The following is a 19,478-nucleotide window of genomic DNA, read 5'->3' as shown; positions in this document are numbered from 1 at the left end:
GGCTGCGCGTTACTTCACCGCCGCCGGGTCCGGCTTATCGGGGGCGATGCCATACAGCACCATGGCGCGGTTGACCTCGCTGCGGGCGATACGGCCTTCGTCAGCCAGCAGTTTCAACGCGGCGAGCGCGATGAAATGGCGGTTGACCTCGAAGAACTCACGCAGCGCCTCGCGGGTGTCCGATCGGCCAAAGCCGTCGGTGCCCAAGGCGATAAAGGGACGGTCGGGCAAGAACGGCTTGATCTGATCGCCGACGATCTTCATATAGTCCGTCACCACCACCACCGGGCCGGGATGTGCCGCCAGCAGGCTCTGGATATAAGGAACTTTCGGCGGATCTTCCGGATGCAGCAGGTTCCAGCGTTCGGCCGCCATGCCGTTGCGGCGTAGCTCGCTCAGGCTGGTGGCGCTCCAGATATCGCTGGCGACGCCAAAGTCCGCTGCCAGCAGCTCCGCCGCCGCCAGCGCCTCGCGCATGATGGCGCCGCTGGCGACCAGCTGAGCGCGCGGGCCCTCTTGGTTTGCCGTTTCGTTCTGTTTGAGCAAATACGCCCCTTGGATAATCCCGTCCTCAACGCCAGCCGGCATCGACGGCTGCGGGTAGCCCTCGTTGAGCAAGGTGATGTAGTAGTAAATATCCTCTTGTTCAACGAACATCCTGCGCATGCCGCTCTGGACGATCACCGCGAGTTCATAGGCATAGGTCGGATCGTAGGAGACGCAGCTGGGAATGACGGAAGACAGCACGTGGCTGTGGCCATCGTCATGCTGCAAGCCTTCGCCCATCAGGGTGGTTCTGCCGGAGGTGGCACCGAGCAAGAAACCCTTGGTGCGTGCGTCGGCGGCCGCCCAGGCGAGATCGCCCACCCGTTGCAGCCCGAACATCGAGTAGAAGATATAAAACGGGATCGTCGTGACATCGTGGTTGCTGTAGGCGGTGCCGGCGGCGATCCAGGTCGATATCGCACCGGATTCGTTGATGCCCTCCTGCAAAATCTGGCCGTCTTTGGCCTCTTTATAGTAGCTGAGCTGCCCGGCGTCTTGCGGAGTATACAGCTGGCCGAGCCAGGAATGGATGCCAATCTGGCGGAACAGGCCTTCCATGCCGAACGTGCGCGACTCGTCCGGCACGATGGGCACAATCAGTTTGCCGATGTTGGCGTCTTTAAGCAGCGCGCCGAGGATATTGACGAAAGCCATGGTGGTCGACATGTTGCGTTCGCCGCTGCCCTTCAGGAGGCCGTCGAAGCGCGATAGTTCCGGTATCGCCAGCGGAGCGGATTGGCCGAAGCGGGCAGGGATGTAGCCGCCCAGCGCGGTGCGCGTCGCGGTGATGTACTTCGCCGCCGCGCTGTCGGGCTCGGGCTTCAGGTAAGGGATCTCTGCCAGTTGGGCGTCGGAGATTGTCAGCCCTAAACGGTCGCGGAAGGCCTTCACCGCATCCTGGCTCATTTTTTTCAGCTGGTGGTTGATGTTCTGCCCTTCACCGGCTTCCCCCATGCCAAACCCTTTGACGGTCTTGGCCAGCACCACCGTCGGCCTGCCCGTGGTATGCACCGCCTGATGGTAGGCGGCGTACACCTTTTGCGGATCGTGGCCGCCGCGGTGCAGCGCCCAGATCTCATCGTCGCTCAGGTCGGCGACCAGCTCGAGCAATGCCGGGTACTTGCCGAAGAAATGCTCCCGCACATAGGCGCCGCTTTGCGACTTGAAGGTTTGGTAATCGCCGTCGACGCACTCCATCATGCGCTGCATCAGCAGCCCGGAGCGGTCTTTTTGCAGCAGCTTGTCCCAGCCGCTGCCCCAGATCACCTTGATCACCTGCCAGCCGGCGGCTTTGAAAGTGCCTTCCAGCTCTTGAATGATCTTGCCGTTGCCGCGCACGGGGCCATCCAGCCGCTGCAGGTTGCAGTTCACGACGAAGATCAGGTTATCGAGTTTTTCTCGCCCGCCCAGCGCAATCGCCGCCAGCGATTCCGGCTGATCCATCTCGCCGTCGCCGAGAAAGGCCCACACCTTTCTCCCCTGGTGCGGTTTCAGTTCGCGGTATTCCAGATAGCGCATGTAGCGCGCCTGGTAGGCGGCGGTCAGCGGCCCCAGCCCCATCGACACGGTGGGATATTGCCAGAAATCCGGCATCAGCCGCGGGTGCGGGTAGGAGGAGAGGCCGCGGCGTGTGGATTCGCGGCGAAAGTTGTCGAGCAACTCCTCGTCGATACGGCCTTCGAGATAGGCGCGGCCATAAATGCCGGGGGCGGAATGGCCCTGGATATACACCATGTCGCCGGCGAAATCATCGGTGCGCCCGCGGAAGAAATGCGTGAACCCCACATCGTAAAGCACTGCGGCCGACTGGTAGGTGGCGATATGTCCGCCGACGTTGGAGTGTTTGCCGGCGCGCAGCACCATCGCCATGGCGTTCCAGCGAATAAACGCATTGATGCGTGCTTCAGCGGCCAGATCGCCGGGATACGTCGGTTGCTTATAGGCCGGGATCGTATTCACGTAGGGCGTGGTGACCAGGCTGAAGAAATCACCGTGCTTGCGCTGATCGGCTTCGGCCATTCTTGCCAACAAAAAATGCGCGCGTTCACGGCCGTCGATGTCAGTGACACCTTCAAATGCCTCAAGCCATTCAGCCGTCTCTTGTGGGTCAAGATCTGCTTTTACCGCGGGTTGGTTCATAAAAGCTCCAAATGTACTTACCTGATAAGGCGCTGAGCGATACAGGAATTCAGTGAATTGCAAGTGCAAGAGTTGCAAATGCAACAATAGCGAAAGCCACTCTATCCCTTTACAATTGCAATTGCAACTCACCGGTTTTGACGAGAAAAATGACATGAAAGATAAACAACCCGACCTGTGGTTCTCCTTTGTGCGCGCGCATCGGGCGATTATCAGAAAGATAGAGACGAAGTTGTCGGAAGCGGGGCTGCCGGTTTACGCCTGGTATGACGTGTTATGGGGATTGGAAAGCGGGGAAAACGGCACGCGCCGCATGCATGAGCTGGCGGACGTGTTGGTGATTGAGCGTTACAACCTGACCCGCCTGATGGATCGCCTGGAAAAAGAGCGGCTGGTTACGCGCTTTCGCTCCGACGACGATCGCCGGGCCTCCTTCGCCACCATCACCGAGGAAGGCAAGGCCCTGCGGAAAAAGATGTGGGAGATCTACCGCACGGTGGTCAAAACCCACTTTCTCAACCAGTTCAGCGAAGAAGAGATCGCACGCTTCTCCGACGCGTTGGACAACGCGATGCAGCTGGCCAGAGAGTGATCAGGCATCGGGTGTGGTGATGTGCAGAACGCGTAGCGCATCGGCGATCAGCGCCGAAGGGATTTTCTGCTCGTCGGCCAGCAGTTTGAGGGCGCAGAGCGCAATCCATTCCGCCTGCGGGTAGTGGATTTCGCCGCGCACCCGTGAATCTGAGCCCACCGCGGCAAAGCGCGCGGGAATGAATCGCCTGAGCTGGTTGGCAATCAGGTGCGAATAGTCAGTGACGGCAACGACGGGGACATTCCCGGCGCCCAGGCACGCTTTCAGATGGCATTCGCCGCCGCTGTCCTGGCGCTGCATGTCAGCGAGTTCGGCGTCCTGCGCCAACCGCGTGTAGCTGGGGCAGCTCCAGATTTCAGATGCAATCCCCCAGTTTTTCAACATCTCGGCCGCCTGCTGCACGCGGGCGAGCGCTCGGCCGGCACCGCACAAGCGAATCTGCAACGGCGAGTCTGCCGCGGCGGCGACGCGATACATTCCCTTGAACGCCTGTTCTGCGACAAACGGTTCCCCTGAAGAGAGGGTGCCATTGTCTGCGTTGGTCGCGAGATACACCATCTTCCTCGCTCCCTCCAGATAGAGCGCGCGCAGGGCATGGTGGAGTATCGCGCCGGTTTCCCGGGCATTGGCCGGATCGAAGGGCAACCAGCCCGGCATGGCCGTGAGCTGAAGCGGGAACCAGGCCTGCACGCCTTTCGGCAAATCGGCACTGCCGGTATCCGCATCGCTGATGAAAATCCCCTTGCGATTGGTTTCCGGCTCAAGCCCGCGGAGCATGTCCACCGAGGGCGTGTTGACGACGTAAAACAGCGGTTTTTCATAGCGTCCGGATTGATGGCCAAACCAGAGCGGCCAGGCCGTGGCGTAATGGGAACTCGGCGGCTCAGCGCGCCTTCTGCCGTCGATAAGCCAGATGTCGCCGCTGGCGTTAAGTTCGCCCAGGGCTTGCGCCATCCAGGCGGTGGAAGAGGGACACGCGGCGCCGGTTTGCTGATAGGCGGTGGCCATCCTGCGGATACAGGCCTCGGCCAGCGTTAGGGTACCGGCTGCTGCTGCGGGCATTGTTATAGGTTGAGGCGACATGCACAGCTCTCTCCTTGAATTGCAAGTGCAACGATTGTAATTGCAATTCGATGCGTGTGCCAACGGCTTTCTTTGGGGAAATCGCATCGTAAGTGTGAGGCGGCGAAGTATGAGGGGGGGTATCCCCCTCGCGCCTTTCACACCACCGGCGCCACCGTTAGCAGCAGGTTGGCGAAGCGGCGCTGTTCGCCGGAGGCGATCACCAGCAGCGTCCGATCTGATTTGACCGCGGCGTAGAACGCCTCGCGCGGCAGGTGTTCGACCGGGCACTGCGCCGGCAGCAGCTGCCGGTATTCGGCTTCGATGGTGTTGGTGAAGTCCGGCGGGCAAGCCATCAGCGTGGCGCTTTCCACGTTGATGCAGGCCAGCAGCTTTTCCAGGATCGGCGGGGCGGCGAGCGTGCCGGGCGCCAGGTTCAGATAGACCACGGTGGCGTCTTTCGGCGCGTGGGTCACGCAGGCGTAGTTGCCGTCGGCGATCAGCACCTGGGTTTTATGCCCGCATTGCGCCAGCGCGGCGAGCAGCGGCGGGTGGGTGATGGCGGATTTAATCATAAGGCGATACCTGAATAGGGGGCGGCAGCCGTGCCGCCCGCAGCTGAATTACATGCGGTAGATGCCGCCGTTGATGTCGAGGGTGGCGCCGGAGATGAAGCCGTCGTACTCCGCCGCCAGGAAGGCGATGGCGCGTGCCACGTCGTCCGGCGTGCCTGCGCGGCCCAGCGGGATGGCGCGAACGGTTTCCTCCGCCGATGCTTGGGTGGTGTGGCGATTATGGAAACGGGTGCCGAGGATCAGACCGGGCGCCACCGCATTCACCCGGATGCCGTGCTCGCCCAGCTCCGCCGCCAGCGAGCGCGTCCAGGTGAGCACCGCACCCTTGGTGGCGGAATAGACCAGCGAGCCGGAATGCCCGCCGGCGCGGCCGGCCTGCGAGGCCAGGTTGACGATGCTGGCGCCGTTTGCCGCCTTCAGGAACGGCAGCGCGCTTTGGGTCACGTTCAGCATGGTGGTCATGTTCACGTCGATCACGGTTTGCCAAAAGGCGCGGTCGATCTCGCCCAACCATTTGCGCCCGACGATGCCGCCGACGTTATTGACCAGAATGTCGATGCCGCCAAGAAACTCGGCGCCGGCTGAAACGCAGCGCAGCGTTTCGTCGGTATCGATGAGATCGGCGTAGCCGTAAGCGGCCTTTTGCCCCAATGAATGGGCCAGCGCCACCAGCGCTTTGGGGCCGCTTTCGTCGCTGTGATAGTGAAAATAGATGTCGCAACCGGCCTTGATCAGCCGCTCCGCAGTCGCGCGGCCGATGCCCTGTTCCGCCCCGGTGATAAAGACCTTTTTGCCCGCAAGATCGCCCATGATTGACTCCTTATTGGTTCGTTAAGCATTGATGACGCCTTCGCGCTGTTTCGCGCAGTAGAAAATGCAGATCAACCCGGTGGCCAGCAGGCACGAGGCCAGGAAAAACAGCCCCGGCGCGCTGTTGCCGGTCAGATCGTTCAATACGCCCACCGCATAAGGCGCGACGAAGCCGCCGATATTGCCGATGCAGCTGACCACCGCCAGCCCGGCGGCCGCGGCCGCGCCGGTGGAAATGTTGGCGGGCATGGATAAAAACGGCGGTACGGCGGTGTAGATGCCGATGGCGGCGATGCACAGGAACGACAGCGCGACGAGCGGATCGTATTTAAAAAACGTTACCGCCCCCATCAGGCCGATAGCGGCGACCACCATGCTGAGGCCGGCGAACAGGCCAAGTTTTTTGGTTTTGCTGGCCCACAGGCTCCACGGGTACACCAGCAGCGCGGCCAGGCCGTAGGGAATGAGTGCCAGCAGGCTGACGCGGAAGATATCGCTGCCGGAGAGGGCGGTAATGATCGACGGCAGCCAGGTGCCAAAGCCATAAATACCGCACACCATGCCGAAGTTGAGCAGCGCGTAGAGCAGGTATTTCTTGTTTTTAATTCCTTTCAGGAAGTCGCCCAGCGTGATTTTAGAGCCGGATTTGGAGCGGCCGGCGTTGCTCATCAGCCAGGCCTTTTCCTCCACGTTCAGATAGCCGACGTCCTTGGGCGAGTTCTTGATCAGGAACGGGATCAGCAGGCCGATGACGATCGGCGGCAGCCCTTCGAGGATAAACAGCAGCTGCCAGGGGGCGAACCCGAACCAGTCATGCTGAATATTGAGAATAAAGCCGGAAATCGGCGAGCCGACGGCGTTGGACAGCGGCTGGACGATGATGAACATGCCGAGAATTTTGGTGCGGTATTTTTCCGGGAAAAATACCGTGAAGTAATACACCACCGAGGGAAAGAACCCGGCTTCGCACACGCCCAGCATAAAACGGCAGATATACAGCTCCAGCGGCGTGCGTACAAAACCGAGCAAGGTCGCGAAGATGCCCCAGGAAATTAATATTCTGGCGAACCAGATGCGCGGGCCGAATTTAATGGTGCCGGCATTGCTGGGTATTTCAAACAGAAAATAGCCGATAAAGAAAATCCCGGAGGCGAAGCCGAAGGCCGAGGCGGTCAGGCCCAGGTTATCCTCCAACGCCTTGGCGGCGTAGGCCATGTTATTGCGATCGAGAAAGGCCAGGAAATACAATAAAATCATGAGGGGGACAATATGCAGCGTCAATTTCCTGATAGCGCTGTGTTCAATATCCTGCGGCTTGCTTATTTTCATTTTGATATTTCCAATGTGGTTAATCGGAATAATAGAGGCCCGGCCCATAACCCTGAGCTGAACGTTAAATAACGGCACGACGCTGATTCATTGAGGCGCGTGCATCCCTTAAGCGCGACGGCCTGTTCCTTTGTTTTTGGCTGACACCGATCCGGACGATGCCGCTGCGCATCGCCTGGGTAAGACGCTGTTATTTCAGTTAGCCGGCGGCTTTAACCGAGCGCCGGCTGATGACCGTCGGCGGGAAGAGAAACTCGCCGGGCGGTGGTGAATCACTGTTGATGCGGCCGATCAGGCGCTCGACCATCAGCTGCGCCATCTCCGCCAGCGGCGGCCTGACGGACGTCAGCCCCGGTTCGGCCAGGCCGGCCAGCGCGATATTGTCGATGCCGATCACCGAGATGTCTGCGGGTACCTGGACGCCGGCAGCGCGCACCCCCACCATCAGCCCGATGCCCAGCGCATCGTTAATCGCCACGATACCGTCTGGGCGCGGCGTCAGCGCGAGTACGCGCGGCGCCAGCGTCAGCCCCAATTCGAACATTTCCGTGTCGCCGTAGGCGCTGTTGGCCTTGCCTTCGATCACCCGTTGGCGTTCGCTCAGGCTGTGCCCCAGCGCACTCAGAAAACCGTCGATCTTGTGGCTGCGCCCGACGGTCAGCGTCGCTTCGGTGGCGAACACAATGTGTCGGCAGCCGCGTTCGAGCAGGTGCTGCGCGGCCAGGCGCCCGGCGGCGACATTGTCCATCGAGACGCTGTCGAACAGCGGGGTATCGATGGCCGCCCGCTCGGGAAACGGATTGTCATAGCTGACGATCTTCATGCCCCGTTCGGCGGCCCGGACAAAATGGGTCTGGCGAACGTCGCTTGCCGCCACGATGATGCCGCGCACGCCATGCAGGAACATATCGTCGATAAACGCGGCCTCTTCCTGTTCCTGGCGGTAGGCGTTGCCGAGCAAGACGCGGTAGCAGTGAGCCCGCGCCGCGCCGTCGACCGCATGCGCCAGCGCCGAAAAGCTCGGGTTGACGATCGACGGCAGCAGCAGGCCGATGATCTTGGCCTGCGGTGCGGGCACCGCCGCCGCCCGGGCCGGCCGATACCCCAGGGTCGCCATCGCTTGTTCGATGCGTTCACGGGTCTGCGCGCTCATCTGGTGGCTGCGGTTGTTCAGCAGGTTCGACACGCTGCTGATGGAGACGCCGGCCAACCGTGCGACATCACGAATATTTGCCATTTGCCGATACCTTGCTGCCTGCCGTTAGCCTGCAATCTATAAGGGAAGCCGGCCGCAGGCAAGCCGCAACCGGGGCGCCGCACGCATGGGATTGCGCATTTGTGAGAGTCGTCAGGCGACGGCCGCGTTGTTTACTAAACAGTAAGGCGGGGCGGGAGGTTATGCCGAGATGGGGCAAATGTCCGGCGGTGTCTCAGCGGCCTGCTGGCGGAATTTTCCCGGCGTCAGGCCGAAGTGGCGGGTGAAGGCTTTATGCAGCGCCACCTCCGACGAGTAGCCGGCCTGTTCGGCGATACGGCTCAGCGGCAACGCCTGGCGCGCCAGCAGCCGGGCCGCCAGCTGCATGCGGATGGCGGTGAGGGCCTGCAGCGGCGTTTGCTGCGTAACTTGACGAAAGACGCGGGCGAAGTTGGCGCGCGACATATGGGCCCGTTCGCTCAGTTCCACCAGCGTCCAGGGGTGTTGCGGGCGGCGCAGCATCTGTTCAACCACATTGCCCAACTGCGGATGCAGCAACGCGGCGACCAGATTGCCGCTCTGGTTCGGCTGGGCCAGCCAGGCGCGGATCGCCAGCGCGAACAGCAGCGCCATGGTCTGGCTGACAATGGCGTTGTGCCCCTGGCCCTGTTGGCTGAACTCATCGCTCAGCAGCTGGCCGGTCGCCTGCAATAGCGCCAGCCGCCCCTGCTGGCGGCTGTTGAACAGCAAACATTCCGGCAGGCTCGCCAGCAGTGGCGATGCGCTGTGCGGCAAGATTTGCACGCCGCACAGCAGGTGCGTAGCGCTGTCGGCCCCCTCCGGCAGCAGGCGGTGGGCGGAGTTGTGCGGCAAGAACAGCAGGCTGCCTTGCTCCAGCGGTACCGGGCAGCCGCCGGGGATCTCCAGCCGACAGCTGCCTGCCAGCACCATGTGCCAGCGGATCTGGCTCCACTCCCCGGCGGCATGCGGCGAGCGCCACTCGCCGCTGAAATGGCAATCGCGCGCCACGTAACCGCGCATGTCGTTAAGCATCAACAGTTGGCTGAGCGGATCCATTTTGAGACTCCTGGCTAAGAAGCTGATTGTTTCGGCAATGGGCCGGCGTAATGCGAAGCACTAAGATCGGTTCGATAGTGCAGCGATGCGGAGGGCGCCGCTGCGATGCATGAGTTATCAATGACATGGAGCCGGTAATGAAAATACTATTCTTTCTGAGCAAGGGCGACAAGCTGGGATTAACGCTGATTCGCCTCAGCATCGCCATCGTCTTCTTATGGATTGGCCTGCTCAAATTCATCCCTTACGAAGCGGACAGCATCACGCCGTTCGTCGCCAACAGCCCGCTGATGTCGTTTTTCTATGACATGCCGCAGGACTATCAGGCGCATCTGACGCACGAAGGCGAACTGAACCTCGCCGCGCGCGCCTGGCAGCAGGCCAACAATACCTATGGCTTCTCCAACGGCCTGGGCGTGGTGGAGGTGGCGATCGCGCTGCTGGTGCTGGCCAACCCGTTCTCCAAATGGCTGGGGCTGTTGGGCGGCATGCTCTCCTTTTGCACGCCGCTGGTGACGCTGACCTTTTTAATCACCACCCCGGAGGCCTGGGTGCCGGCGCTGGGCGATGCGCATCACGGCTTCCCTTATCTCTCCGGCGCCGGGCGCCTGGTGCTGAAGGACACGCTGATGCTGGCGGGCGCGGTGATGATCATGGCGGATTCGGCGCGCAGCTTGCTCGAGAAACAGTGGCGGGGGAAGGCCGCATGAGCGTCATGAACCGAGCCGTGGCCGGTAGCCTGATGATGCTGGCCTGTTCTGCAGTGGCGGAGGGGACGCCGGGGCAAGAAACCCGAACGGTAGAGAGCGCCTACGCTTATCAGGAAACGCGTCAGCGCATTATCAGCACGGCCGAGCAGAAGGGCGTGACGCTGTTTGCCGAGTTCGATCACGCCAGGGCGGCGCGTGAGCATCATCTGGCGATGCCGCCCACCACGGTGCTGGTGCTGGGCAACCCGCTGGCGGGCACGCCGCTGATGCTGGCGCGGCCGGCGTTGGCGCTGGATCTGCCGCTCAGGGTGCTGATTGCGCAAGACGAACGGGGCAAAACGCAGGTCAGCTACCACCCGGCGGAAAGTCTGAAGCGGAGCGCCGGGGCCGACGAACGACAGGTCGCGGCGCTGAGGCCGCTGGAGCGGTTAATTGAGGCCGCAATACGCTGATTGACCGGCGATGAACATCACGAGACGAGGCGACACAATGTACGATTATCAGGCGATTATCATCGGGTTTGGCAAGGCCGGCAAAACGCTGGCGGCCTTTCTGGCCGGGCAGGGATGGCGCGTGGCGATGGTGGAGGCGTCGGCGCAGATGTATGGCGGTACCTGCATCAACATCGGCTGCATCCCGACCAAAACGCTGGTGCACGATGCCGAGCTTCACGGGCCGGGCGAACAGGCGTTCAGCCAGGCGATGGCGCGCAAGCGGCAGGTGACCGGCCTGCTGCGGGAGAAAAACTACCAAAACCTGGCGGGGCTTGAACAGGTCACGGTGATCGACGGACGGGCGGAGTTTATCGATCCGCACCGCATCAGCGTGCAGGGCGCCGCGGGAACGCAGGTGCTGGGCGGCGAGCGCATCTTCATCAACACCGGGGCCGTCAGCCGCCGGCCGGCGATCGACGGGTTGGATCGTTCGCAGCGGAGTTACGACAGCACCGGCCTGCTGCAGTTGACGCAGCGGCCCGCGCGGTTGGGCATTATCGGCGGCGGTTATATCGGGCTGGAGTTCGCTTCGATGTTCGCGCAGTTCGGCAGCGCCGTGACGGTATTCGAAGAGGCGGGCGCGTTGCTCGGCCGGGAAGACCGCGATATGGCGCAGGCGATACAGCAAATCCTGAGCGACGCCGGGGTGAGCTTCACGTTTAATGCCGGCGTGAAGCAGGTGCGCGATGTGGAAGGGGGCGTTGAGGTGGTGCATCAGGGCGGCATGCAGTCGTTCGATGCGCTGCTGGTGGCGGCCGGGCGCGCGCCGAACACCGCCGGCTTGCAGCTGGCGCGCGCCGGTGTTGAGACGGATGAGCGCGGCGCCGTGCGGGTGGACGCGCAGCTGCGCAGCAGCGTGCCGCATATCTGGGCGCTGGGGGACGTCAACGGCGGGCCGCAGTTTACCTATATCTCGCTGGACGATTTCCGCATTGTGCGCGACAGCCTGTTCGGCGCGGGTAAACGCAGCACGACCGATCGCGGCGCGGTGCCTTACTCGGTGTTCATCACCCCGAGCTTCTCGCGCATCGGTCTCAGCGAAGATCAGGCCCGGCAGCAGGGGCGCAACATTAAGGTTGCCACGCTGCCGGCGGCGGCGATCCCGCGCGCCCGCGTGCTGGGCGACACGCGCGGCCTGCTGAAGGCGGTGGTCGATGCGCAGACCGGCCAGATCCTCGGCGTGGCGCTGCTGTGCCGCGATGCCCACGAGATGATCAACATCGTCAAAACGGCGATGGACGCCGGGCTGCCCTATACCCGGCTGCGCGATCAGCTGTTCACTCACCCGACCATGAGCGAGTCGCTCAACGACCTGTTTGGGTTGATAGGGTAAAGCGGGGCGAGAGGGGCGGCGCAGATGAGTGAGATCTGCGAAGCACCTCTCGTTTATCGCCCTTCGGGGCGGCGGGTTCTGTACTATTGTTTTCTCTTTGCGGCACGTTCCAGGCCGATGGGGCGCTGGGCGCAACGGAGATCACAGATGAACAAACGGGAATTAGAAAGCGCGATTGTCACCGATTTTTCCAAACGCATGAGCTACGGCGACTACCTGTGCCTGGACTCGTTGCTGGACTGCCAGCACCCGCTCTCCAATCCGCCGCATCATGACGAAATGCTGTTCGTGATACAGCACCAAACCTCCGAACTGTGGATGAAGCTGATGCTGCACGAGCTGCAAGCGGCGGTGCGGCTGGTGCAGCAGGACAAACTCAGCCACTGCTTCAAAATCCTTGCGCGCGTCAAACAGATCCAGCGGCTGCTGTTCGAACAGTGGGCGGTGCTGGAAACGCTGACGCCGTCGGAGTACGTCGAGTTTCGCGACGTGCTGGGCAGCTCGTCGGGCTTCCAGTCGCACCAATACCGCTCGATCGAGTTCCTGCTCGGCAACAAGAATGCGGCGATGCTGGCGGTGTTCAGCAGCGATGCGGAAAAACACGCGGCGCTGAAGGCGATCCTCGAAGCGCCGAGCCTGTACGACGAATACTTGCTGTACCTGGCGCGCCACGGCCTGCCGATCCCGCAGGAGTGCCTCGAGCGCGACTGGACGCAGCCCTACCAGCGCAACCCGGATCTGCTGCCGGCGTTCAAAGTGATCTACGACAACCCGCAAACCTACTGGGAAGCCTATGAAATGGCGGAGAAGCTGGTGGATATCGAAGAGAGCTTCCACCTGTGGCGCTTCCGCCATATGAAAACGGTGGAGCGGATCATCGGCTTCAAGTCGGGCACCGGCGGTTCCAGCGGCGTCAGCTTCCTGAAAAAGGCGTTGGATCTGACCTTTTTCCCCGAGCTGCTGGACGTGCGCACCGAAATCGGCGCCTGAAATAACGAGAGAGGATAAGGGCGATGAGCGTGAGGATTATCGATAAAGCGGCGGAGAAGGTGGCGGGAGTGAGAGTCGTGGGGCCGTATCCGCAGACGATCCCGCAGGGCTCGCAGCAACTGCTGGCATGGCGGCAGCGCCACGGCGTGCCGTTCGGCAAATGGCTGGTGCTGTATTGGGACGATCCGGCGGAAGTGGCGCCGGAAAAGCTGCGTGCCGACGTAGTGATAAGCGTGGCGGACGATTTCGCGCTGCCGGCAGGCAGCGAGGGCGTGACCGTGCAGACGCTGCCCGCCGGGCAGTATGCGGTCTACCACGTGCGCATCAGCGATGGCGACTTCGAGCGGGTGTGGGGCGAGTTCTATCAGAGGCTGCTGCCGGCCAGCGGCTACCAGCCGGTTGAGGGGGTGAGCTACGAACATTATCTCAACGACTGCGAAGCCGACGGCTATTTCGACCTCGATATTTACCAGACGGTGAAGAAGTGGTGAGACGGCGCGGTAGCGTATCAAAAGGCTCTTTGGGAGCCTTTTGATAGGGTATTTAAAGATTCATTTAAAAGAGGAACAGTCATAAGATAATTATTCCATGTCTATATCATAGAATGTATATTTAAGGTTTTTTATAAAATCTATTATTTGCAGTAAGCGAACGTCTATCTTTTGATATGCCAAACAATCCTTCTCTAACTGGTTTATTATGGATAAACATCTTTCATCTTGCTCGTCCATGGCATCATAAAAATCTTGGTTGCACAAATCTAGCATTCTTAAGAATAACGAATCGGAAATTGTCTCATCTGATGGTGGTGTTCCCCCGGGGATATGATGGGTCGCACTGAGCAATAAAAAACCATGATACGAAAAATCACAGCCCAACAAGAAATAAAGACCCTCTTTGATTGGTGCCTTATAAACGATGGCCGATGTATCCGATGCGACAATTAAAATGTTCTCTTTGGATTGGAAAACTGTTTCGTCTTGAATAGTGACGTGAGATACGAAGCTATCGATACATTCTGATAATTTTATTTCTCGTAATGAGTCAACATCAAGGGCATGACGCTCGCTTGATGCTTTAAAAAAAGAAGGAACGCTCAACAACAAAAAAGAAAGCTCGTTTGTTTTCTTGTTGATTAAAAACCAGTCAAGGGAGTCCATTTCACTAAAATTACTGCTTCCAAAGAAATTACTGATATCATTTTCTAACTCATAGATATCACTGTACTGGCTTTTCATTGATATATTAAAGTTGGCGATATCCCAGGAAATATTCATCATCTGTTACCTCAGAGTGTTATAAAGATTTCAGTGGGATCGCCTCTAAGAGAGCGCTAGTGAAAAATGAAACCCAGCAACTTTATCTTATATCTTGCTGGTTGTGACTCACCCGTCGCCGTGATTATTGTTATTCTGTTTTTGTGCATTTCCGACTCTACTTTCTGAATGTAGATATCCAGATTTTCATTTTTATATGAAGGTATTGGGTCATATGGGTACTCTATGACTTTTATCCCGCTTATTTTTTCTGCGATCGCCTTCCTGATGTTTTCATCTATATCCCATATGGGTATCGCAGAGCTGTTATCATAAAGTACTTTTTCGTTAGAGTTAGGGATGGATACTTCTTTTTTAAATAAACGAAACTGCTCTTCGTTACCATCAAATAGTTGCTTATCTTTCTTCACGCTAAAGTATTTTTCGCTCATAATTCCTCAAATTGGCCGGATTCGGCCTTCTGCAAGAAGTTGACTGATGGATTTGGACAGTTCAAATTGTGTTCCTCCACCAGCTTGGTTAAACCACGGTATAGCAGGCCCCATATCTGCTTGGATTGGTTTAACCACCTCGTATACTCGATACGGTTTTTCCAGAGTATCTAACGGTAATGCCCGGCTGCCAAAAGAGGCTCCAGCAGGAGAGACAAAGGTACCTCGGTCGTTGAATACGCCATTATTTGTCCAGCCACCGTATCTATCAATTTTTGCTCCAGGCATAAGAGTAGTAGGAGTTGCTTGTACAAAACCTCTATTGGGAGGCCATGAGCCATGCCCCATGAATTTTTCTAAGGCCGCCCAATCTTGTTTTTTCCACAGATTATAAGCTTTAGATGCCTGGCTTCTGGATGCAAAAACACCTTTCGACTTCGATTGAAAATTATTCCAGGAATTGCCGCAACTCAACCCCAACGGATCCACCCAACCCAGCGGATTCGGCGCGTATTGGTACAGGTTGATCCCGCCGGCCAAACCTATCGGATCGTGCTGGGTAAATCTGCCGATATCCGGATCGTAATAGCGGAACAAATTGTAGTGCAATCCCGTTTCCCGATCCAGGTATTGACCATGCAGGCGCAGGTTTTGGGAGTAATCCAGATCTTGCTGATTTTCCTCATACTTTATGCGGCCCCAGGCGCTGCTGTGGCTCTGCCAGCGCAGCGTTCCGTCGCTGTCGGTCAGGCTTTCCGGTTCGCCGTTCGGCGCCGTGTGGAAGTAAAATACCTGGGCCGGCGCGTGGCCGTCGATGCGCGCCAAAGGTTCATAGCTGCCCTGATCGGCATAGACATAGGTGAGGGGCATGCCGTCGCGAGTTTCCTGCAGCAGCCGGAAACCTTCCCACAAAAACGTGGTGGTTTGGCATTTGCCGGCCGGTTGGCGCAGATCCTGACTTTGCTGCCACACCCGCTTTTGCGTGCGCCGCCCGAGCGGATCATAGTGGAAATGCACATGCTGCTGGGCTTCGCTGCGATGCTGGCTGTAGCGCACCACCTCGCAGAGGCGATGATCGGCGTCGTAGAGATATTGCCAACGGTAGTGGCCTTTGCGTTTTTCCACCGTGCGGCCAAAGACATCGTACCGGTAATCAATTCCCTGATAATGCAGTACGCGGTTGTGCCGCTGGCGGAATTGCCCCTCATCCAGCAGGTTGGATGCCGGATCGTACCGGTAGCGCTCGGTATCCGGCAGCGTGCCGTCCCGGCTCAGCAATCGACCGGTGGCATCGTACTGATAACGCTGGTAGGAGAACGGGTTGGCGTTGTGTTCTTCGCGCGTCAGGTTGTTTTGATAGTCGTAAGACCACTGGCGCGAGCTGCTGGCCGGCGCCGGGCGCTGGCGGTTGTCATTGAAGATCTCCCGCCGGTCTTTGCGCCCCAGCCGATCATAATGCACTCGGCTGGTCAGGCGACCCTGCGTACGGCTCAGTTCGCGGTGCAGATTGTCGCGCTCGAACTCGCTGAGGGTGATATCGTCCAGCGCCAGCTGCAGCAGGTGGCCGCTGCCGTAGTACAGTGCGCGCAGCGTGCGTCCGTCGGGCAAGGTGGTTTGCGTGCGGTTACCCATCGGATCGTAATCATAGCGTAGCGTACCGTACCGTTGGCACCTTGCTCACGGGTCACCCGCCCCAGCAAGTCATAATCAAAACTGACCTCGTTCTGAGCCGCTGTCGGCTCGTCATGCCAAGCGTTGCCGCGGTAGCTGGCGGCATGCAGCAGTTGGCCGAGCGGACTGTAGCGGTAGCGGGTTTCTCCATCGGGCGTCTGTTTGCTCACCAGTTGGCCGGCGCCGTCATGGCTGAAATAGTGCGAGAAGGCGGCGGAGGTATTGGCGGCGAAGCGGCGCTCGACGACCCGGCGGCATTCGTCGTAACGATAGCGGGTGCTGACGCCGTCCAACCCGATTTCTTCCTGCAACAGGTTGCAGGCCGTCCAATGGAACAGGTAGCTTTCCGCATTCTCGTTGCACAGCGCCGTTAATCGGCCGCGGGCGTCGTAGTGGCGCACCACTTCGCCATCGAGCGGATTGCGCGTGGCCAGCAGGCGGCCGGCTGCGTCATAGCGATAATGCGTCAAGCGCCCATCGGCCCCCTGATAGCGATCCAGCTGGCCCTGCGCGTTCCAGCTCAGCGTCTCCTGCCAGCCCTCGGCGCGCTGCAGCTGTGTCAGGCGGCCGGCGGCATCGTAGCGGTAATGAACGCGTTCGCCGGAGGCGTCGGTCACCTCGCGGAGCCAGCCTTGAGCCGTATATTTGTAGAGGGTTTGTTTGCCGGAGCAATCGCGGGCGCGCAATAATTGCCCGTGCTCATCATAAGCGAAATGGCTGATGCCGCCGTTGGCGTCGACGGCTTGCACCACCTGACCATAGCCATCGCGCAGGTAGCGCTGGCTATGGCCGAGCGCACCGATCTCGGCAATCAAGGCATGGCGCTCGTCGTAGTAGAAATGCTGCGTGGCGCCGTTGGGCTCCTTGACGCTGATCGGCAGCGCGCGCTGTGGTAGCCAACCGGTGAGGCGGATATGGCCGAGCGGATCTTCTTCCTCGACCAGATTGCCGACTTCATCGTAGCGGAAATGCCAGCCGTGGCCGAGCGGATCGCGCGTGGCGATCAGCATGTCCTCGTCATTCCATTGGTAATGCCAGACCTCACCACGCTCGTCGGTATATTCGACGATCAGCCGTTGGGCGTTCCAGCGGTGCTGGTGCCGCAAGCCGTCGTACTCGGTGACCGTCGTTAACCCGGCGGCCAAATCGTAGTCGATTGTACAGCCGCCGCCGGCGCTGTCGCGGTGTCCCACCACGCGCCAGTCGTCGAACATCGCCCATCGATACTCGAAGCTGGGCCCACCGGCCTGTTGGTGGCGGGTCAACAGATGTTGGGCGTTATAGTGAAATTCACGCGTGACCAAGCCGCCGGCGTCGATCACCTGATGCAGATTGCCGCCGTCGTCATAACGGTAGCGCACGCGTGGTTCGTCGTTATGCCGCAAGGCGGTGACGCGATCGTCAAAGCGCGGATCGCCGTATTCCAGCCGCAATGTCATGGCGCCGGCGCTGTCGACGATGCGGCTCAGGCGCTGTCGTTCGTCGTAGTTCAGCAGCAGCGCGTTATCGTACTCATCGCTCAACGACACCAGCCGCAGGCGGGAAGGGTTCTGCGGCAGCGGCACGAACAGCCGCCAGACGCTGCCGTCGGTGTCGGCGATCAGCAGCTGTCCCTCTTCACCGCGGCGGAACATCAGCCCTTCACCGGCGCTGAAGCTCGGCTGGTTCACCTCAGGCAGCGGGAAGCGTAGCTCACGACCGGTTTCATCATGCAGGCAACACTCAACGCCGCCGTCCCGGTCGCCAAGATCGACCCAGGTTTCAAAAGGCGTGCGCCAGCCGTGGCCAAACAGTCCCTGATAGTCATTGCGGCTGTTGTAATTGCGCTGCCAGACCAGCGGAAAGCGTGCCGGCAGCAACAGGTCCAGATCTTCTTCGCCGTTCAACACCTTGGCGCCGGTGGCGGCATGCACCGGGTTAAAGGCGGCGTGGATCGCTTCACCGAGGGCGTTAACGCCCGCCGCCGCCAGCCCGCCGCCGATCATGCAAGGCAGGTTCTTAACCAGTTTGGCCGGATTACCGAGCAGCAGCGGCAGTACGGTCAACGCTAAACCGATACCCGGCAGCTTGCCGCTCTTGATGTCGCGTACCACCACCGCTCCGCCGCCGATCTGCACATTTTTGGAGGCGTCGGTCGAGACTTTCGCCTCGCAGGTTGAACGGTCATTACTGCGTACGGCCGGTTGGCCGTTGATAAATACTTTACTGGAGCCTTCCGCCAGGTATTGCGGAAGCGGATGTTTGTCACAGCTGATTTTATCTTCTTCCAGCGGTTGGCTGGGCTGGCTGGGGCCGGCGACGCTGGGCTGCCACAGCTGCGAGAGGATATTACCGCCGGTGGCCAGCAGCTCGGCGCCATAATCCCAGAAGCTTTGTGGCGGCTGTGGCGCCGGTAACGCTTTGATCTCTGCGGGCGTGAGTAAGCGACCGGCGGCGCGTGCCGCCGGTTTGGCGTTGGTGAAGACATTGGGGGAACCCGTGAGAATGACGCCGGAGACGGAAGGCGGGAAGAGCCAGTTGGCCACGGCGTCGCAGCCGTTGCTGATATGTTCCCCGACGCCGGTCAGGCTGGTGGCAAAACCGACGATCAGCCCGGCGCCAACGCAACCGGAGGCCGCCGTCGCCGCTGCGCCGAGCACCGCCACCCCTGCCAATGCCGGCGCTGCGGCTGCCGCGGCGGCGGACACGGCGGCGGTCGCCACCGCATACACCGCGACTTCGGCGACGGCGCTGGCGATGTCCGCCAACGCGCTGGTGTGGATCAGTTCGTCATCCTTTCTTGCTGCCCAGATCTCAGCCATGGCTATTGTTCACTGTGTTCAAGACCAGCGACGCTTTCACCTGCTGCCAGTGAGCGTCATCCTCGGGGGTGAAGGGGCGCATGGCGGCATAGGTGACGATCAGTAACGTCTGGCTCTCGTCCGGCTGCACCGCCAACTGATGCTGATGATGGTGGTGTCCGGCGCGGATAAAGAGACTGGTGACTTCAATCGCCTTGAGATGGCCCTGCGGCCCGGCGCTGATGCGCCGGCGCGGCGACTGTTGCAAATCGCTGATCTGTGGCAGCAGAGCTTGCCACTGCTTCTCGAATTCGTCCTCCAGCGTGGCACCTTGCGGAATGATGCCGCGGGTGATGACCAGCGAGGCGCCGGTTTGCGGGTTTTTGAGAATATTGACCGTGCAGTCCTGCCAGGCGATGGCGGGGAGGGTGAAATAGCCTTCCTGGAAAAGGTAATCCATGGATGTC

18 protein-coding genes are annotated in these 19,478 nt (G+C 60.0%); 6 read left to right on the top strand and 12 right to left on the bottom strand.

Translation table 11 applies throughout. The annotated features are described in order from the left end of the window. Positions 1-9: 9 nt before the first annotated feature. Positions 10-2,685, bottom strand: a complete 2,676-nt coding sequence (gene aceE, locus C9411_RS03445; RefSeq protein WP_107226412.1) for a pyruvate dehydrogenase (acetyl-transferring), homodimeric type — start codon at positions 2,683-2,685, stop codon at positions 10-12. 154 nt (positions 2,686-2,839) lie between these two features. Here aceE and C9411_RS03440 point away from each other — a divergent pair, with 154 nt between their 5' ends. Beyond that, positions 2,840-3,277 (top strand): MarR family winged helix-turn-helix transcriptional regulator, encoded by a 438-nt coding sequence (locus C9411_RS03440; RefSeq protein ID WP_063990368.1) that lies wholly within the window; start codon positions 2,840-2,842, stop codon positions 3,275-3,277. On the opposite strand, the gene C9411_RS03435 is transcribed toward C9411_RS03440, so the two are convergent. The 6 genes from C9411_RS03435 to C9411_RS03410 form a co-directional block, all read right to left on the bottom strand. Next, positions 3,278-4,360: a pyruvate dehydrogenase (lipoamide) gene (locus C9411_RS03435; protein ID WP_107226411.1), complete on the bottom strand. Its 1,083-nt coding sequence runs from the start codon at positions 4,358-4,360 to the stop codon at positions 3,278-3,280. Positions 4,361-4,497: 137 nt separating this feature from the next. Further along, entirely contained in the window at positions 4,498-4,914 is a 417-nt protein-coding gene (locus C9411_RS03430) for an RbsD/FucU domain-containing protein (RefSeq protein WP_063990307.1), read from the bottom strand. A gap of 48 nt (positions 4,915-4,962) precedes the next feature. After that, positions 4,963-5,724: an SDR family NAD(P)-dependent oxidoreductase gene (locus C9411_RS03425; RefSeq protein ID WP_063990306.1), complete on the bottom strand. Its 762-nt coding sequence runs from the start codon at positions 5,722-5,724 to the stop codon at positions 4,963-4,965. Between the two features lie 21 nt (positions 5,725-5,745). Continuing rightward, positions 5,746-6,981 (bottom strand): MFS transporter, encoded by a 1,236-nt coding sequence (locus C9411_RS03420; RefSeq protein WP_172837476.1) that lies wholly within the window; start codon positions 6,979-6,981, stop codon positions 5,746-5,748. A gap of 271 nt (positions 6,982-7,252) precedes the next feature. Then, the gene (locus C9411_RS03415) at positions 7,253-8,290 is read right to left on the bottom strand and encodes a LacI family DNA-binding transcriptional regulator (RefSeq protein WP_107226409.1); all 1,038 of its coding nucleotides are present in this window, start codon (positions 8,288-8,290) and stop codon (positions 7,253-7,255) included. A 159-nt stretch (positions 8,291-8,449) separates the two neighbouring features. After that, positions 8,450-9,325 carry a cupin domain-containing protein gene (locus C9411_RS03410; protein ID WP_107226408.1) on the bottom strand — a complete coding sequence of 292 codons (876 nt, stop codon included), beginning with the start codon at positions 9,323-9,325 and terminating at the stop codon, positions 8,450-8,452. 137 nt (positions 9,326-9,462) lie between these two features. On the opposite strand from C9411_RS03410, the gene rclC reads away from it, so the two are divergent. From rclC to sbmC, 5 genes are all read left to right on the top strand, one after another. Next, a complete protein-coding gene (gene rclC / locus C9411_RS03405) occupies positions 9,463-10,035 on the top strand; it encodes a reactive chlorine resistance membrane protein RclC (protein ID WP_107226407.1) in 573 nt (190 codons plus the stop codon). Then, complete coding sequence (locus C9411_RS03400) at positions 10,032-10,487, top strand: DUF302 domain-containing protein (protein WP_107226406.1); 456 nt, start codon at positions 10,032-10,034, stop codon at positions 10,485-10,487. Before rclC ends, C9411_RS03400 begins: the two co-directional genes overlap by 4 nt. A gap of 37 nt (positions 10,488-10,524) precedes the next feature. Further along, the gene (gene rclA, locus C9411_RS03395) at positions 10,525-11,862 is read left to right on the top strand and encodes a reactive chlorine resistance oxidoreductase RclA (protein WP_107226405.1); all 1,338 of its coding nucleotides are present in this window, start codon (positions 10,525-10,527) and stop codon (positions 11,860-11,862) included. 147 nt (positions 11,863-12,009) lie between these two features. Then, positions 12,010-12,852: a tryptophan 2,3-dioxygenase gene (gene kynA, locus C9411_RS03390; protein WP_025303311.1), complete on the top strand. Its 843-nt coding sequence runs from the start codon at positions 12,010-12,012 to the stop codon at positions 12,850-12,852. Between the two features lie 23 nt (positions 12,853-12,875). Continuing rightward, positions 12,876-13,343 carry a DNA gyrase inhibitor SbmC gene (gene sbmC / locus C9411_RS03385; RefSeq protein ID WP_107226404.1) on the top strand — a complete coding sequence of 156 codons (468 nt, stop codon included), beginning with the start codon at positions 12,876-12,878 and terminating at the stop codon, positions 13,341-13,343. Positions 13,344-13,433: 90 nt separating this feature from the next. Here the strand turns inward: sbmC and C9411_RS03380 are convergent, their stop codons facing one another. From C9411_RS03380 to C9411_RS03365, 5 genes are all read right to left on the bottom strand, one after another. Then, a complete protein-coding gene (locus C9411_RS03380; protein WP_233221863.1) occupies positions 13,434-14,129 on the bottom strand; it encodes a hypothetical protein in 696 nt (231 codons plus the stop codon). A 56-nt stretch (positions 14,130-14,185) separates the two neighbouring features. After that, entirely contained in the window at positions 14,186-14,560 is a 375-nt protein-coding gene (locus C9411_RS03375; RefSeq protein ID WP_107226402.1) for a hypothetical protein, read from the bottom strand. A gap of 6 nt (positions 14,561-14,566) precedes the next feature. Then, entirely contained in the window at positions 14,567-15,430 is an 864-nt protein-coding gene (locus C9411_RS25955; protein WP_233221879.1) for a glycohydrolase toxin TNT-related protein, read from the bottom strand. Positions 15,431-16,050: 620 nt separating this feature from the next. Next, a complete protein-coding gene (locus C9411_RS03370) occupies positions 16,051-19,032 on the bottom strand; it encodes a DUF6531 domain-containing protein (RefSeq protein WP_233221862.1) in 2,982 nt (993 codons plus the stop codon). Beyond that, a complete protein-coding gene (locus tag C9411_RS03365; RefSeq protein ID WP_107226401.1) occupies positions 19,025-19,471 on the bottom strand; it encodes a DcrB-related protein in 447 nt (148 codons plus the stop codon). The genes C9411_RS03370 and C9411_RS03365 overlap by 8 nt, the downstream gene beginning before the upstream one ends. Between the last annotated feature and the right edge of the window lie 7 nt (positions 19,472-19,478).

The sequence above is a fragment of the Serratia sp. Nf2 genome (genome assembly GCF_003028435.1).
Classification (GTDB): Bacteria; Pseudomonadota; Gammaproteobacteria; order Enterobacterales; family Enterobacteriaceae; genus Serratia; species Serratia marcescens_L.
The sequence above is the reverse complement of the archived record's forward strand: the minus strand, read 5'-3'. Positions and strand labels throughout refer to the sequence as shown.